The following is a 15,576-nucleotide window of genomic DNA, read 5'->3' as shown; positions in this document are numbered from 1 at the left end:
CCGCCGCCATAGGCTTGCCGGCCACACGGTAGTAACCATCTGCCAGATGCACGGCGCTCTGTTCGTGGAAGACCTGAATGAACTTGAGTTTCGAGTCTTCTTCGAGGAAGGCGTCGGTGAGTGTCCAGATGCCGTGGCCCGGGATGCCGGCGACATACTCGACGCCGTAGTTTTTCAGGGTTTGCGCCACGATCTGGCTGCCGGTCAATTTGCTCATGACAGGACTCCTTGGGTTGATGTAAGCGGGGTGGATGCGGTGGTTTTGCCGTGACCTTCAGCACGTCCGCGCGTTGCCCAGTTCAGGCCCTGCTTGGTCAGGCGGCGGATATTCGGGTCGGCCAGGTTGCTGGTGTCGTGTCCGATGGAGTGGTAGAAAACGCGTCCCTGGCCCCACTGGCGTACCCAGGCGACCGGGCTGCGGTGGCCCTTGATCCATGGGAACGGGTTGCCGTCGAACGTGGTTTCGGCGAGCACATGGATGTTCGGGTCCACCTGCATGTAGTACTGCTCGGAACGGACCTCGAAATCCTCGACGCCTTGAGTGACCTCATGCGTGTGATCGATGACGTTGACCTGGTAAGGGTGGGGAAAACCTTCGCCCATCGGATGCTCGAGAAAGGAGCCGCCCAGTACCCAGTGGTACTTGAGGCTTGCGCGAAAGGCTGCGCCAGCACCATGCCAACCCACCAGGCCGGTGCCGCTTTCGATCGCTTCAAGCAGGCGGTTTTCCTGCGAGGCGGTCAGCGTTTCAGTGGTGACCGCGTTGTTCCAGCCAATCACGATCAGGTCGTAACCGGTCAAATCCCTGTCCAATGTGAAGATGTCTGTCGACTCTTCAACGTCGAAATCCAGCTCCTGGAAAACGGTCCGGGCCCATGCGGCGATTTCATAGGGGAAATGGCCGGGCCAGCCACCGTATAGATACAAGACTCGACTCACGGTTGGTCACCTCTTAGGTTGGGTGTGAATATTAGGTTATACGTATAACCGCTTATTTAAGCTATCACTCAAAACAGCGCTGTCAATGCCTGAATCAAATTTTTAATGGAGTGGCAAGGCAGGCTAAGGGTTTCATTAAGATTTCGGGAATTGCGACAGGCAGCAAAATGGTTTTGTGCATGCCGCGTTTGAGAATAAAAGGTTATACGAATAACACTATTGTCCGCGCCAGAGCGGTGGCGCTGTCAGGAGTGCTTCAACTTTGCGTCTGTGCTGCGTCAGATCGCGTCAGCAATAAGGCCGCTGCGAAATTGCCGGGAACAGGGGGGTGAGAAAAGATGTTTGCCAATGCTGAGTGCATGTTGCGTGCATCAAGAACCACCTGGAGCAAATTGATGATTCGTTATCTGAAAAAAAGTAAGCCCGTCGAAGCTCAAGCCGAAATTGCTTCGCAAGTTCGCGAAACGGTCGAGCAGATCATTGCCAATGTCGCCAGGAACGGTGATGCAGCCGTTCGGGAGTATTCGAAGAAATTTGATAAGTGGGAGCCTGCGACTTTCCGGCTGACCGACGAGGAGATCGCCGAGTGCGTCGCCAGCCTTTCGGAACAGGAAATCGGCGACATCAAGTTTGCACAAGCGCAGGTCCGGCGGTTTGCCGAAGTGCAAAAAGCCTCGATGCACGATGTCGAAGTCGAAACGCTGCCGGGTGTGATCCTCGGGCATCGCAACATTCCAGTGAACTCGGTGGGCTGCTACATCCCCGGCGGCAAGTATCCTTTGCTGGCCTCGGCACACATGAGTGTGTTGACGGCCAAAGTGGCGGGCGTAAAGCGTGTGGTCGCAGCGGCTCCGCCGTTCGACGGCAAGCCTCATCCTGCCATCGTGACGGCCATGTACCTCGCTGGCGCCGATGAAATCTATTGTGTGGGCGGCGTTCAGGCCATCGCTGCGTTGGCATTGGGCACCGATGACTTCAAACCGGTCGATATGATCGTCGGCCCGGGCAACGCCTTTGTCGCCGAAGCCAAGCGACAGCTGTTCGGCAAAATCGGTATCGACCTGATTGCCGGCCCGACCGAAACACTGGTGATCGCCGATGACAGTTCCGACGTTGAAATCATTGCCGCTGACTTGCTGGGCCAGGCCGAACACGGCGTCAACTCGCCAGCGGTGTTCTTGACCAACAGCGCTGAACTGGCAGAAACCCTGCCGGCGGAAATCGAGCGGCAGTTGGCCATTCTGTCGACCGCGCCCGTCGCCTCCGTCGCCTGGCGTGACTATGGCGAGATCATCCTGTGCGACACCGTGGACGAACTGGTCCAGGAAGCCGACCGCATTGCCTCCGAACACGTCCAGGTTATGACTCGCGACCCGCTGTATTTCCTGGAGCACATGACCAACTACGGTGCGCTGTTCCTCGGGCAGCGGACCAATGTCTCCTACGGCGACAAGGTGATCGGCACCAACCACACACTGCCGACCACCGGGACCGCGCGTTACACCGGTGGTCTTTGGGTCGGCAAGTTCATCAAGACCTGCACCTATCAACGTGTCCTGACTGACGAAGCGTCTGTGTTGGTTGGCGAGTACTGCTCCCGCTTGTGCGGCATGGAAGGTTTTGCCGGGCACAAGGAACAGGCAGATATCCGCATTCGCCGTTACAAGAAGGCTGTCTGATTTCTCCTGTTTATAGAGCGCAACGTTTTTCTGCGTGACAGCGTTCTTTTTTCGAACATCGAACCGGCGGATCTCAGCAGGCCGCTGGTTAGTTGCAGCACTTGGCAAGCGGGTAGCGGGAGAAAGGGTCGTTTCTCGGTATTGCTGGTCACTCTTACCGTTTTTCCAAGTGTTTTCAGGCTCCCCAATTGGGGGGCTTTTTTTTTAGTTGCCAGAAAAAAACTTGTTGTTCCAGGCTGAATTTTAGTGAGGCGATGCGATGGGAACCTTGTCGATTAAAACAAAAATAACGCTGGCAGCCGGGAGTTGCCTGTTTGTCATGGTGCTCTGTCTGGCGGGCTTTTCAATTCAGCAGATGAGCGATACGTCGACGGTGGTCAGAGAGTCCGGTACGAACTCGCTGTCACTGGCATCCATGCAGTACCTTGAGGCGACCGCGCACCTGCAGGCCAAAGGTATTGAGCAGCGGTTCCTCAGCAGCATGATGTTTACCCGTTCCTTGGCCACCCAGGTCGTCATGATGCGCCGACAGGCCCGACAAAATGGATTGGCTGCCAGGCAACTGCGTGGTGATCTGTACCGCCTGATTCGGGCGCAGGTGGCAACCACTCCGGAAATACTCGGCGTAGGCCTCTCATTTGAGCCCAATGCGCTGGATGGCGCTGACTCAAACAGCATCAATGCGGCTGAGTTCACCGGCAATGCCAATGGTCGTTTTGCGGTGTATGTCTCCTCGATGCAAAACTTCGTCCTTGAAGAAAAGGAGATGCAGGATGACGGTGATCCGGGAAAAGCGTGGTGGAATTGCCCGAAGAAAACGCGCAAGCCTTGTTTGATCGAACCCTATTCCTTCCTGTTAAACGGCTCACCGACACTGACCTCGAGCATTGCGTTACCTCTGATGGACGGCGGAAAGTTCATCGGCGTGGTCAGTATCGACCTGGCGCTCAGTAGCCTGCAAAACATCGCGCAGAAAGCCAGTGCTTCACTGTTCGAGGAGCAAGGACGGCTCACCTTTGTCAGTTCTGCCGGCGTCATCGTGGGGCGAAGTGGCGATCCTGCATCGCTGGGAAAATCCATCAAAGACATCTATCCAGGGCAGGCAGTCGAGATGTTCGAGGGGGCGAAAACTGGCGAAACCCTCGCTATTGATGATCCTGGCAACCCGGGCATCATGCTCGTTGTACCGTTTTCCCCTATACCGAACGCCAACCACTGGATGACGGTTATTGAAATGCCGCGTGCCACGTTGATGGCCTCTGTCGCTACGTTGCAGCAGGTTCTGGATCAATCAAATCAAAAGTCGGTAACCGTGCAGGTGACCACCGGAATTGGCGTCACTCTGGCAGGTACGTTGCTGATGGGATTATTGGCGGCAAGTGTCACCCAGCCTATTCGGCGCGTATCCGAAATGCTGGAAAACATCGCCAATGGCGAAGGCGATCTGACCCGGCGACTCCGCGTTGAGCAGCGGGACGAAATGGGGGGGCTGGCAAGTGGGTTCAATCGATTCCTCGATAAGCTGCAGCCGATTATCGCGCAAGTCAGTCATAGCGTAATGGACACCCGGTCCACGGCTGACCAGGCGTCTTCGATTGCAACGCGCACCAGCAGCGGCATGCAACAGCAACTGCGAGAGGTTGAGCAGGTTGCGACCGCCGCTCACGAGATGAGTGCGACCTCGCAAGAGGTGGCCCGACATGCTTCCATGGCGGCGACTGCCGCGTGCGATGGCGATGTCGCTGCCCGCTCTTGCAAAGGCACCATCGAGACTGCTGCACAGTCCATCCAGTCACTGGCGACGCATATGAGCGGCGCCATGACGCGGGTCCGCGAACTCGCCGACAGTAGTGAGAAAGTCGGTAGCGTCCTCAATGCGGCAATCGAGGCAGCCAGAGCTGGGGAAGCGGGAAGGGGGTTTGCGGTAGTCGCTGATGAAGTTCGTCATTTGGCCCAGCGTACCCAGGACTCCGTGAGTGAGATTCAGGGCGTCATCGAAAGTCTGCAGAGCGGAGCACGCGACGTGGTCAACGCCATGCAGAGCCAGCATCGCCAGGCCGACACCAGTGCAGCACAAGCGCTTGAGGCTGTACAGGCACTGACTCATGTCAGTCGGAGCATCGAGATCATCACCGATATGAGCCTGCAAATCGCCAGTGCGGCCGAAGAGCAAAGTGCCGTATCCGAAGAGGTGAACCGTAACATCTCGGCTATCAGGGATGTGACGGGCACCCTGGTGGAACAAGCGGATCAGTCGGCGCGGATCAGCCAGTCCCTGAACGATTTTGCTTACCAGCAACAAGTGCTGATGAACAATTTCAGGGTCTGACCCGTCGGTAGGAGGTTGGGCGCAATGGCGTTGAAGTTACCGCCATCGCGCCCAGGCTCCTACTGGAACTGATCAGCACGCTGAATGTGATCAGCCGCTTTCTCACCGATCATGATTGCCATTGCATTGGTGTTGCTGGAACACAAACTCGGCGCGATGGAGTTGTCGGCGATCCGCAGGCCATCGACCCCGTGTACACGCAGATCGTTGTTCACCACCGCCATGGCGTCTGTACCCATCTTGCAGGTGCCCACCGGATGCAGCGCCGCATGGGCGTGTTGGCGCACGAATCGCCGATAGTCATCACGTGTGCGTAACGGTTCCGCGGGCACATGCTCGCGCTTAATGTGCTCTGCCAATGCGGCCTGGGACATGATATGCCGACCAAATTCGGTGGCCTGCGCCATGCACTCCACGTCGAGCGGGTCAGTCAGGTAATTGGGCTCGATACGGGGCAAGTCCATCGGATCTGCGCTGTGCAGTTGCAGGAAACCGCTCGAACGGGGGCGGGTCTGGCACACGTTCAGGGTGCAGCCGTTGCCACCAGGGACGGAACCTACACCGTCCTCAACACCGGCCCCGGCCATGAAACAGTACTGGGCATCCGCACGGTTCCCGGCCAGAGCAGTACGCCAGAACGCGCCACCTTCGACCACGTTGGAGGTCACCGGGCCTTGTCGAAACAACGCGTACTGCAAGCCGGCGGCGATTTTCCAGTGCGGTTTTTTGTACTTGTCATAACTCAAGGGGCGACGCAGCTCATTGATCAACGACACCTCGATATGGTCCTGCAGATTTTGCCCGACCCCCGGCAGATCATGGATTACCTTTATCCCTTTGTCGTACAGGTGTGCGGCTGGACCAATGCCTGACAGCATCAACAGTTTTGGCGTGTTGATTGCCCCGGCGCTGACAATCACTTCGCGATCAGCTCGCAAGACATGTCGACGGTTTTTCTCAAGGTATTCAACGCCCGTGGCGCGACCGTTCTCGACCAGGATTCGCAACACCCGGCAGTGGGTCTTGACCGTCAGGTTGGGGCGCCGCCGCGCGGGTTTCAGATACGCCACCGAGGTGCTCGATCGCAGGCCGTTGCTGGCGTTGATTTGATACAGCCCGCAACCGTCTTGCACCCCGGAGTTGAAATCGGCGTTATAGGCCAGCCCTGCCTGCTGGCAGGCTTGTAGCCAGAGCTTGGTCAAAGGGTGGGTAAAACGTTGATCGCAGACGCCGATCGGACCGTCTGTGCCATGTGCGTCATTGCTGAAGTGGTCATTGCTTTCGCATTTCCTGAAGAACGGCAGTACGTCCTTGTACGCCCAGCCCCTAGCACCGCTATCGGCCCAACTGTCGTAGTCGGCAGGTTGTCCGCGCAAGTAAACCATGGCGTTGACTGAACTCCCGCCGCCGAGTACCCGGGCCTGCACCATGGTTGGATTTGGCGTGCCGATGTAGCCGGCTGGCGGCTCCCAGGGGTAGCGTTCAACCAGGTCGCCCTGACTGGTTTTATAGAAACCCACCGGGAGATGAATAAACGGGTGGGTATCCCTCGGCCCTTCTTCGAGTAGCAAGACTGACACCTGCGTATCTTCACTCAGGCGCGCGGCGATGACGCACCCGGCTGATCCACCACCGACCACGATATATTGGACCATTGTTGTTCACCGTTCTGATCAAAAAAAACGCCGGACCAGACTCTTGTTGAAGAGCCGATCCAGCGTTGACGTTACTGGCGGACCCTGCACGCAATGCCGCAGGGACCGTCGCTCAACCTTCGGTGGGTCAGGCGGGTATCACCACGAAGCTGTCCGGTTTGCAGGTGAGGGCGACATCCGACCCTGGCGGCAGCGTAAGACTGCCAGGGGTGGGTAACTGCTGGCATTTGAGGTCGATGGTTCCGCCAGCTACGGCGACGCGGTAAATGACCCGATTACCGATGAACGAAGTGTCTTTGACTTTCCCGGCAAAGGCTCCGTTGGCCAGCGGGTTGCCCAAGGCAGGCTCAAGGCCGATGGTTTCGGGGCGGATCGAGACATTGACGGGCCCGGCGCTCAGGCTGTTTTTGGCCATGTGCGCGTAGCGCCCGAACGGAAGCTCGACATAACCACTGTTGGTATCGCCCAGCCCATAGGTGCCGTTGACGATATTGGTGTCGCCGAAAAATTTTGCGGCGAACAAGGTGCGTGGCGACCAGTACATCTCCTGTGGTCCACCGATCTGCTCGATGCCTCCCTTGTTCAACAGCACCACCCGGTCGGATAGGATCATCGCTTCGTCCTGGTCATGGGTGACGTAAACGAAGGTGGTCGAGGTCTCTTCGTGGATCCTTTTTATCTCGTTGAGCATGTGGTGGCGTATCTTCAGGTCCAGTGCCGCCAGTGGTTCGTCGAGCAACAGCACGGCGGGGCGATTGACCAGGGCCCGAGCCAGGGCGACGCGTTGTGCCTGGCCGCCACTGAGCTCGGAGATCCAGCGGTTCTTGAAGCTTTCCAGTTGCACCAACTCCAGTGCCTTGGTCACTTCACGCTTGATTTCATCCCGCGGTTTCTTTTTCAGGCGCAACCCGAAAGCCACGTTATCGAAGACATCGAGATGCGGGAACAGGGCGTACTTCTGAAACACCATGTTGACGGGGCGATGTTCCGGCGCCAGCGCCGTGGAGTCCTTGCCGTCGATCACAACTTTGCCAGTGGTCGGTTCTTCAAAGCCTGCGATGATGCGCATCAGCGTGGTTTTGCCGCAGCCACTGGGGCCCAGCAAGGTCAGGATTTCGTTGCGCTTTACGGTCAGGTCAACTTTGCCCAGGGCAGTCAGATTACCGTAGCTCTTGGATATTCCGGTCAGTTCAATACTGTTGGTCATGGCGATTACTCTGCAGTTTCAGCACGTTCAAGTTCGAGACGACGACGGCGCAGGGTCATGACCAGGCCGGCAATGACGATGATGGCGATGGTCACGACCAGCATGAATACCGAGGCGGCATTGATGGTGGGGCTGACCGCGCGGCGCATCATCGAAAGAATCATCAGGGGCAATGTGGTATCGCTGCCGGTGACGAACACGGTAATCAGGAACTCGTCCAGGGAGAGGGCGATCGCAAGGATCGCGGCACCGGCAATCGTCGGGCCGATAATGGGCAGCGTCACCAGCCAGAACGCCTTGAGCGGCGATGCGCCCAAGTCACGTGCAGCTTCTTCGAACGAGAGATCGAAGTACTCAAGACGTGAACGAACGGACTCGACGAAAAACGGAAAGGTGAACAATGTATGGCCGATGATCACCGTCAACAGTGAGCGTGGCAGGCCGATCAACGAGAAGAAAATCACCAGCGCAATCCCCAGGAATAAACCAGGCAATGCGATTGGAGCGAAATTCATGAAGGCAAAGATGGATTTGATCCGGCCTTTCATGCGCATCAGCGCCAGGGCCGAGAACGTTCCCAGCAAGGTGGTCAGGATGGCCGAGCCTGCGGCGACGATTGCACTGTTGGTCAATGCCGTCATGAAGTCCGGGCTGCTGAACAGCGCTTCGTACCATTGAGTCGAAAAGCCCTCGAACGGGAACGACAGCGAGGCCGACGAATGAAAGCTGAACAGCGCGATGATCGCGATGGGCGCGTACAGGAACAGCATGTAGACGTAAGTGAAGAGCCTGATCATGGCGAGTTACCTTTGTTATGGGCGGTCATCAGTCGTGGTAACGCTTGCCGGGTGCCAGGTTTGCGGCCCGCAACACCCCCAGCAGCAGCGCATAGACCAGCATGAAAACCAGCAGCAGCAAGTAGGCCATCGCGGCCCCCAGTGGCCAGTTACCAACCGAACGAAACTGGTTGGCGATCACCAGGCCAGTGGTCATGGCGTCTCTGCCGCCCAAAAGCTGCGGGGTGACGTAGTCACTGGCCGCCAGGACGAAGGTGAACATGAAGGAGCTGACGATGCTTTTGTGCGCCATCGGCATGATCACCCGCCACAGGATGGTGGCGCCGCCGGCACCCAGGTCCGCAGCGGCTTCCAGGTAATCCTTCTTGATGTCGCGCAAGCCCGACACCAATAGCAGAAGGGTGAAGGGCAGCATGATGTGCACCAGGGTCAACACCACTGAAAACTTGCTGAAGACCAGCCATTCCAGCGGCTGATCGATCAGCCCCAGGTGCATCAGGGTGGAGTTGATCACGCCGTTGGTGCCCAGAATCGAGCGCCAGGCGTAGACGCGTACCAGGTAGCTGGAGAACCAGGAAACCAGGGCCAAGTACAGAACTGCATTGGAGCGCGTCCGGTAAACGATGTAGTAGGCGACCGGGGCGCTGATGATCGTCGACAGCACTGCGGTCCAGAAACCGTTCTGCAAGGCGATCCATAGCGAGTCGTAAAACCCGCTGGCGCTTAACGCCTTGGCGTAGTTGGCCAGGGTTGCGGCTGGTTCCATGCTGAAGGTTTTGGCGGTCCAGAAACTCGCGACCAGGAGCAGCAGCGACGGAATGAGGAAGAACACCACCAGAAAGAACAATGGAGTCGACGCCAGCAAATACCCGCTCAGTGTTTTTTTGTCGATTTTCACGTGTTTGCCAGCCTTTGAATCCCTGTCATCGAGGAGGATGGGCTCGCTGTTGTTCACTACGTTCATGATTATTGTGCCTTTGCTTTTTGTTTCGATAACGAGGGCGCCTTGCCGGGCGCATGCACGTTGTGACGTGTGCTCTCCTTGAGCGGTACGGACGGCTTCCGGCATCGAGCAGAGGAGTGTGTGCCCGCAAGCACCCACTCTCTCGTACAGTCCTCTCAAGCAGTTCTTTCACCCCGCCAGATTGCCGACACGGCTAGAACGAGCCTTTGAAGTTCGCCCACTGATCGATCCATTCAGCATAGGTCACGTACTTGTCGGAGCTCAGGGGCGGCTGGCCGTAGAGCTTCGACTTCTCGAAAAAGCTGTCCAGGTTCGCGTAGTCGAAGGTTGTTCTCAGCTCTTCGGGGAGCAGCGGCACAGCTTTGCGGTTGACCACGCCAGAGAACATCGTGGTGGCCATCTTCGCCTGGGTATCGGCCTCAAGCGTCTTGTTGATGAACTCCAACGCGAGTGGTACGTCCTTGGCGGTCTTCGGAATGAACAGGGCATCGCACCAGAGGGCCGCCCCTTCTTTGGGCACCGATAGCTCTGTGACTACGCCGCGCTTTTTGGTCTCGCTGGGGGTGTTGGCCGACGCCGAGAACACCGCGTCGACTTCGCCCGACACCAACAGCGAAACTGCATCGCCCGAGGAGGCCGCAAAGACTCGGCATTGATCGCGATACGGTTTGAGTTTTTCGAAGGCATCGTCGAATTCGGCGCGGGTCAGGTTAGGAAACTTGTCGCCGTAGCCGGCGATGATCGCGATGAGTGACCAGTTGGAAGTACCGTCATCGACAAAGGTCAGCCGGCCCTTGAGTTTCGGGTCGAGCAGGTCTTTGTACTCGGTTGGTTTCTTCACGTTTTTGGGGTTGTAGACGATGGTATTCATGCCCCACAACAGCGGGATGCCCCATTGCTTGCCATCCCAGTACCAGCGGCTGCCTTTATAGAAAAGCGGGACGGTGTTTTCTGCGGAGTAGTTGGGGATCTGCGAGGTATCGATCGCCTTGAGCAGGCCCATTTCCTGATAGATGGTCTCGTAGCCCAACGCGTACATGGTCAGGTCAAGCTGCACGGGATCGGAGCCGGCCAGGCGCGCGGTGATGTCGTCCTGGTTGCTGGCATAGCTGGAACGTACGGTGATGCCACGCTGTTTGCGCCAGTCGGCCAGCTCCGCATCACCGGTTTCACCTTCCCAGCCAAGAATCTCCAGATGGCCGGAGGACGCGGCAAACGCACTTGGCACGAACGAGCTGATGTACAACCCCGCGGCAGATGCAGCAGCCCCCAGCATAAAGGTGCGCCGGTTCAGGCTGATCGAATCCAGGGTGATGCCGGTTGATCCATAACCCGTCTCTCTTTCTTTTTTCATTTTGAGTTCCTGCCTAGGGTGGTTGTTTGCAAACAATTGGCGACCTGCAATGACGTGGGCTCGGCGGGTTTGGCCGGGAAAGTCCTTATGCATGCAGTCCTGTACATCGGCAGAGTTATGGCCAGCATCGATTCCATGCTGCAGGGGAGCTGTGGCACTGCGCGGCCCAGGTAAACAGGGCATCGCGCCGTTGGCATCCACTGATCCGATTGACTCTTCCTTGGCTGAATGCGCGCCGCTTTCCTCAGGTAGCAAGGTGAAGGCTTCGAGTGGCGCACCCAGCGCTTGATAGGCTCGGCTTGTTGTTTTCATGGATCGAGTATTGGCCTGGCGGGCAGGGCACTCAATTTCGCAGCCCCTTAAAAAGCGACGCACTCTGACGCATCAAAGTGACCTAATCGGCGCAGCAGGCTCCTGATAACGATAGTCCCGCTTGAGCGGGGGACGGGCGGTGTTCACCTGCGTCAACGTGCGTCTCTTTTGCGTGGGGTGCGAAATTGAGCCGTGTCCGTTGCGGGCGAATACTCCAATGACAGTCTTGAGACGAGGCAAGGCGCATTCGCCTTGTGCCAGCGTCTATTCGATGGGAGTTTTTCTGTGAAGCTCACGGGTGGTCAGATTGTTGCGAAAGCGCTGAAAGCGAACGGTGTCGACTATGTTGCCGGCATGCCGGGTGACGGTTCGTGGGCTTTGGTGGAGGCATTGCTGAAGACAGGCTCCGACATCCCGTTCATTCAAGTCATACAGGAGCAGAGTGCAGTCCATCTTGCCGACGGCTATTTTCGTGCCTGCGGTCGCCCGATGGCTGTTCTCTTGCCGGCTCCGCTGGGCCTTTCGAAAGCCTTGGGCGGGATCGCGGTCGCGTTGGCGGATGCCTCGGCCATGTTGGTGATCAGTGGTGGGATCCCCGATCACGACGATGGCTGGCCTGAATTCACCGCCACTGGCATCACGAAAGAGCATGCGCGGGTTTCGTCGATTGAACAGTTGCCGCAGACCCTGCGTCAGGCGTTCGATACGATGTTCAGCGGTCACATCGGCCCTGTCAGCCTGGACATTCCGGCGGCTGTTCAGCGCGCCTCGGTTGACGCCAGCTTGTCACCCGCCACCTTGCGGGCGAACGGCGCTGGCGACATTCCTTCTCTGATGGTTTCCAGACCTGTGGCGCAATTGAGATCGGTCCTGGAAGGGGATGCGATTCTGGTGGTGGGGACGCAGACTCTCCAGGACATCGTCGGTGAGATGTTCCCGGATTTTCAGCACCAAGGTCATTTCTGCACGGCTGGCGCCGGTACGGTGGGTTGGGCGGTTCCAGCGGCCATTGGCGCGAAGCTTGCCATGCCGGCACGCCAAGTGGTGTGCGCCGTCAGTGACGGGGATTTTTTGCAGTCGATGCAAGAGATGGCGGTGTGTGTGATGCACAGTCTTCCCGTGGTGTTTCTGGTGTTCAACAACAGCGGGTCCGAGTCGTTGAGCGATGTGCAGGTTTCGCTTGCGAGGCAACCTCGGGCCGGGGAGTTCAATTTGCCGGACGGCAAGCCTTACTCACCTGACTTCGCGGCCATCGCCAGAAACTTTGGTCTTGAAGCGTGGAGAGTCGAACATGCTTCGCAACTCAATCCAGCTTTCATCAAGGCGCTGAACAGTAAAGGGCCTTCGTTGGTCGAGATTATTACTGCGCGCGGTTCGCGCGTAAATTAATCAAGCCGTCAGCAGAGGAATCAGGCAATGGGCATTCTGGACTGGAAACACTGGATCGTCATTCTGATGGTGGTTGTGCTGGTCTTCGGCACCAAAAAACTGAAGAACCTGGGCACCGATGTCGGCGAATCCATCAAGGGTTTTCGCAACGCCATGAATGACGAGGACGCGGACAGCGAACGCCCACCGGCCTCGGTGCAGCAGGCTGGCGCTGCTGTTGATGCACCGCCGGTCATCGGCGGCCAGCATCGCCAGGTCTGAGCAGCGCGCAGGCGGCCTCAGCCGCCTCAGTCCTGACCGCCCCAGACAATAGCGGCGTTGTCGCCGGTCATGTACTCGCGCACTTCCAGCGGTAACGACTGATCGCTGGGAAGCACAGCGGTTGCATTGCGCAGGTGATGTTTACGGATCTTGCCTTTGTCCACCAGCCCCAGCGCCATACGGGTAGAGAAGGGCTGACGGAAAGAGGACGACGCCACACCGGTGACCAACCCATAAAGGAACCGGATCGGTCGGCGATGCTGCGGCGTGAGAATCGAAAACGTCATTTCATTACGTTGCTTGCCCTCAAAATCGACCATGAACAGGCGATCTCCCAGCAGCAGGCAGAAACCGTGATAAGTGAACGAGTAGCCAATTTTTCCGCTGCCATCGAGCAAAGGGAAGCGTTCTACGGTGACGTACTGGACCATCGAATCGGCCCGATACAGGCAGGTGACCGAACGCAGGATGCGGCCTTTATAGATGGATGAGTTGTGGTACCGGTAATAGACGCCCAGATAGTCTTCGAGCAGATCCGCTGACTGCTTCGCCAGGGGCAGGAAATGATTGAATTGTGCCGAGGCCCGCAAGTCTGTCGGTAGTTCGTTTTCGTAGCCTTCATAAAACTTCTTGAACTCGGCGGGCGGCCGGAAAAGGTCTTCGGCCTCCATCATGAAATACCGGCCGATCTTCTGCAGGATTTTCTGTGAGGGTACGTGCTGGCCCACCAGGTACTTGTTGAACTGCTGGCGATTGACATCAACTTTGCGGCACATGTCTGCAACCGAGCGGCAAGACTCAACCAGCGTACTCAGGTTTTTTTGCACGTTGGCTTGCAAGTCGCTGCGAACCTGTTGTCGCTCAGGGTGCGAGGTGGCAGCAGTTAATGACATGGGGGACGAATCTCCTCGGCTGGGCATTTTTTATCTCGATGTAGGCCTTGGTGTAAGAGCGGAAGGTTATATAGGTTATATATCGGTTATCGGAATAACCGTTTGTATAACTTCGCACCGAATTAAACACTTGAATATTAAACGGTTTAATTAAGCAGGTTCCATGCCCACTCACGATATTTAAGTTCAATCCGTCAGTATCAGTCAATGCGTCAGATTGTAAGCGCTTTGCGGCATGTCCTCGTACTGACATTGCGGAGGGCGTCATTGTTCATGGCCGTCAGGATGATGTGTCAGACCCGCAATTGGGTACGGGCAAGTCCGGTAAGTAACACTTCGCCTGGCCCTCGGTAACAGATATTGGCCGTCGGGTTTGAACGGGCATTGCTGACTATGAACATGCCCTTTGCTTGCCTGCGTAATGGGCGAGTGCTTCAGTCCGCGTCATGTATCGACGGTGTGCGAAATGGTGCAAAGGAAATCCCCCGTCGATACTTCATGCCACGTATTCGCAAGTGGGCGTTAACTTTTGGAGTCTTTAGGCGATGGCAAGGTTAACCGGCGACATTCCAGGGCAAAGGCGATTCAAGGTCGGCATGGTTGGCGGTGGGCAGGGTGCCTACTTCGCCAGTTATCACCGGGCGGCCATGCGTCTTTGCAATCGCTTCGACATTGTCGCCGGGGCTTTCTCTTCGGATGCTGACAAGTGCCGGGAGGCGGGCGAGGCACTTGGCCTTCAACCAGAGCGGCTTTACCTGTCATTCGAGGACATGGCGGCTGCCGAGTCGCGTCGATCCGACCCCATAGAGGCGGTCGTCATCGTCACACCCAATCACCTGCACTTTGAACCTTGCCGGTTGTTTCTGCGGGCAGGTATCCCGGTGATTTGCGACAAACCGTTAGTCAACAGTCCACAAGAAGCCATTGAGCTGGCGAGCATTGCCGATCAGGCCAATACGTTCTTTGCGCTGACCTATACCTACCAGGGCTATCCCATGGTCAGGGATGCCCGCAGCCGTATTCAGGCCGGGGAGCTTGGCGAGATTCGCTTCATGTATGTCGAGTACCTGCTGGAGTGGTTGGCGCCGGGTATGTCGACGTTGAGTAAAAGCCTTGCCTGGCGCGGTGATCCAGAGAAGGCTGGCCCGACCGGTGTCGTCGGGGATATCGGCACGCATGCCTTCAACATGCTTGAGTTCCTGTGCGGGCGTCGCTGCACAAGCCTGAATGCCAAGTTGACCACGGTCGTACCCGGCTGGGGGCTGGACGATACCTGTGTGGTGCAACTGGAGTTTGAAGGCGGCGTGGACGGTTTGCTGTGGGCCAGTTTCGCAGCGCCGGGCCACCGTAATGGCCTGCGCTTCAAGATCATCGGCAGCAAGGCTTCGATCGAGTGGTGCCAGGAGTCCCCGGAAACACTCCGGTTTACGCCAACCGACGGCGCAGAGCGAATCTACCGCCGAGGCCAAAGCGATAACACCGCTCAGACACTGAACTTCACCAGTTTGCCCGCCGGCAATACCGAGGGCTATCTGGAGGCACTTGCCGTTCTCTATGCCGATGTCGCCGAGGCACTCGATGCCGGCGCAGGTTGGCGTACTGCAACCTGCATCCCGCTACCCGACATCCATGAAGGCGTGCGCGGCGTCGTGCTGTCCCAGGCGTGTGTCGAGTCCAGCCAACGGCGTGCCTGGGTGCCTTTTCCACACAGCTGACACTTCAACAGCGGGTTATCGACTCGATCGGCGACACGAGGGGTTTGCACGAAGCAAAAAAGCGAGCGCTCTGCTCAATACT

12 protein-coding genes and 2 pseudogenes are annotated in these 15,576 nt (G+C 57.5%); 6 read left to right on the top strand and 8 right to left on the bottom strand.

What is annotated here, in order from left to right; genetic code table 11:
- Positions 1 to 217, bottom strand: a 217-nt coding sequence (locus tag PMI29_RS20360; RefSeq protein ID WP_007996160.1) for a thiamine pyrophosphate-binding protein, incomplete at its 3' end; no start/stop codon positions are given.
- Positions 214 to 939: a ThuA domain-containing protein gene (locus PMI29_RS20365; RefSeq protein WP_007996158.1), complete on the bottom strand. Its 726-nt coding sequence runs from the start codon at positions 937 to 939 to the stop codon at positions 214 to 216. The genes PMI29_RS20365 and PMI29_RS20360, both read right to left, overlap by 4 nt.
- A 395-nt stretch (positions 940 to 1,334) precedes the next feature.
- Between PMI29_RS20365 and hisD the strand changes: the two genes are divergently transcribed.
- The 3 genes and pseudogenes from hisD to PMI29_RS33035 form a co-directional block, all read left to right on the top strand.
- Complete coding sequence (gene hisD, locus PMI29_RS20370; RefSeq protein WP_007996157.1) at positions 1,335 to 2,618, top strand: histidinol dehydrogenase; 1,284 nt, start codon at positions 1,335 to 1,337, stop codon at positions 2,616 to 2,618.
- 259 nt (positions 2,619 to 2,877) lie between these two features.
- Positions 2,878 to 4,134 (top strand): annotated as a pseudogene (locus PMI29_RS33040) (PDC sensor domain-containing protein); the annotation flags it as partial.
- 354 nt (positions 4,135 to 4,488) lie between these two features.
- Positions 4,489 to 4,947: pseudogene (locus tag PMI29_RS33035) on the top strand (methyl-accepting chemotaxis protein); the annotation flags it as partial.
- A gap of 59 nt (positions 4,948 to 5,006) precedes the next feature.
- Here PMI29_RS33035 and PMI29_RS20380 read toward each other — a convergent pair.
- The 5 genes from PMI29_RS20380 to PMI29_RS20400 form a co-directional block, all read right to left on the bottom strand.
- Positions 5,007 to 6,602, bottom strand: a complete 1,596-nt coding sequence (locus tag PMI29_RS20380; protein ID WP_007996155.1) for a GMC family oxidoreductase — start codon at positions 6,600 to 6,602, stop codon at positions 5,007 to 5,009.
- 127 nt (positions 6,603 to 6,729) lie between these two features.
- Entirely contained in the window at positions 6,730 to 7,809 is a 1,080-nt protein-coding gene (locus PMI29_RS20385) for an ABC transporter ATP-binding protein (RefSeq protein WP_007996154.1), read from the bottom strand.
- A 5-nt stretch (positions 7,810 to 7,814) separates the two neighbouring features.
- On the bottom strand, positions 7,815 to 8,606 hold the full coding sequence (locus PMI29_RS20390; protein ID WP_007996153.1) for an ABC transporter permease: 792 nt from the start codon (positions 8,604 to 8,606) through the stop codon (positions 7,815 to 7,817).
- 28 nt (positions 8,607 to 8,634) lie between these two features.
- Entirely contained in the window at positions 8,635 to 9,570 is a 936-nt protein-coding gene (locus PMI29_RS20395; RefSeq protein ID WP_007996152.1) for an ABC transporter permease, read from the bottom strand.
- Positions 9,571 to 9,763: 193 nt separating this feature from the next.
- Positions 9,764 to 10,924: an ABC transporter substrate-binding protein gene (locus PMI29_RS20400; RefSeq protein ID WP_007996151.1), complete on the bottom strand. Its 1,161-nt coding sequence runs from the start codon at positions 10,922 to 10,924 to the stop codon at positions 9,764 to 9,766.
- Positions 10,925 to 11,521: 597 nt separating this feature from the next.
- Here PMI29_RS20400 and PMI29_RS20405 point away from each other — a divergent pair.
- Positions 11,522 to 12,625: a thiamine pyrophosphate-dependent enzyme gene (locus PMI29_RS20405; protein ID WP_007996150.1), complete on the top strand. Its 1,104-nt coding sequence runs from the start codon at positions 11,522 to 11,524 to the stop codon at positions 12,623 to 12,625.
- 27 nt (positions 12,626 to 12,652) lie between these two features.
- A complete protein-coding gene (locus tag PMI29_RS20410) occupies positions 12,653 to 12,886 on the top strand; it encodes a twin-arginine translocase TatA/TatE family subunit (RefSeq protein ID WP_007996149.1) in 234 nt (77 codons plus the stop codon).
- A 26-nt stretch (positions 12,887 to 12,912) separates the two neighbouring features.
- Here PMI29_RS20410 and PMI29_RS20415 read toward each other — a convergent pair whose 3' ends face one another.
- Positions 12,913 to 13,779, bottom strand: coding sequence for a helix-turn-helix transcriptional regulator (locus tag PMI29_RS20415; RefSeq protein ID WP_007996148.1), 867 nt, complete (start codon positions 13,777 to 13,779; stop codon positions 12,913 to 12,915).
- Positions 13,780 to 14,324: 545 nt separating this feature from the next.
- Here PMI29_RS20415 and PMI29_RS20420 point away from each other — a divergent pair.
- Positions 14,325 to 15,494, top strand: a complete 1,170-nt coding sequence (locus PMI29_RS20420) for a Gfo/Idh/MocA family protein (protein WP_007996147.1) — start codon at positions 14,325 to 14,327, stop codon at positions 15,492 to 15,494.
- Positions 15,495 to 15,576: the final 82 nt, after the last annotated feature.

Source organism: Pseudomonas sp. GM49, assembly GCF_000282355.1.
Classification (GTDB): Bacteria; Pseudomonadota; Gammaproteobacteria; order Pseudomonadales; family Pseudomonadaceae; genus Aquipseudomonas.
Note: the sequence above shows the minus strand (reverse complement) of the source record. Positions and strands in the feature narration are given on the sequence as shown.

Bases quoted from the DNA above. Each gene is read 5' to 3' on its own strand.
- PMI29_RS20395 (WP_007996152.1), bottom strand. From the start codon at position 9,570: ATGAACGTAGTGAACAACAGCGAGCCCATCCTCCTCGATGACAGGGAT.
- PMI29_RS20415 (WP_007996148.1), bottom strand. From the start codon at position 13,779: ATGTCATTAACTGCTGCCACCTCGCACCCTGAGCGACAACAGGTTCGC.
- PMI29_RS20420 (WP_007996147.1), top strand. From the start codon at position 14,325: ATGGCAAGGTTAACCGGCGACATTCCAGGGCAAAGGCGATTCAAGGTC.
- PMI29_RS20400 (WP_007996151.1), bottom strand. From the start codon at position 10,924: ATGAAAAAAGAAAGAGAGACGGGTTATGGATCAACCGGCATCACCCTG.
- PMI29_RS20380 (WP_007996155.1), bottom strand. From the start codon at position 6,602: ATGGTCCAATATATCGTGGTCGGTGGTGGATCAGCCGGGTGCGTCATC.
- PMI29_RS20410 (WP_007996149.1), top strand. From the start codon at position 12,653: ATGGGCATTCTGGACTGGAAACACTGGATCGTCATTCTGATGGTGGTT.
- hisD (WP_007996157.1), top strand. From the start codon at position 1,335: ATGATTCGTTATCTGAAAAAAAGTAAGCCCGTCGAAGCTCAAGCCGAA.
- PMI29_RS20385 (WP_007996154.1), bottom strand. From the start codon at position 7,809: ATGACCAACAGTATTGAACTGACCGGAATATCCAAGAGCTACGGTAAT.
- PMI29_RS20390 (WP_007996153.1), bottom strand. From the start codon at position 8,606: ATGATCAGGCTCTTCACTTACGTCTACATGCTGTTCCTGTACGCGCCC.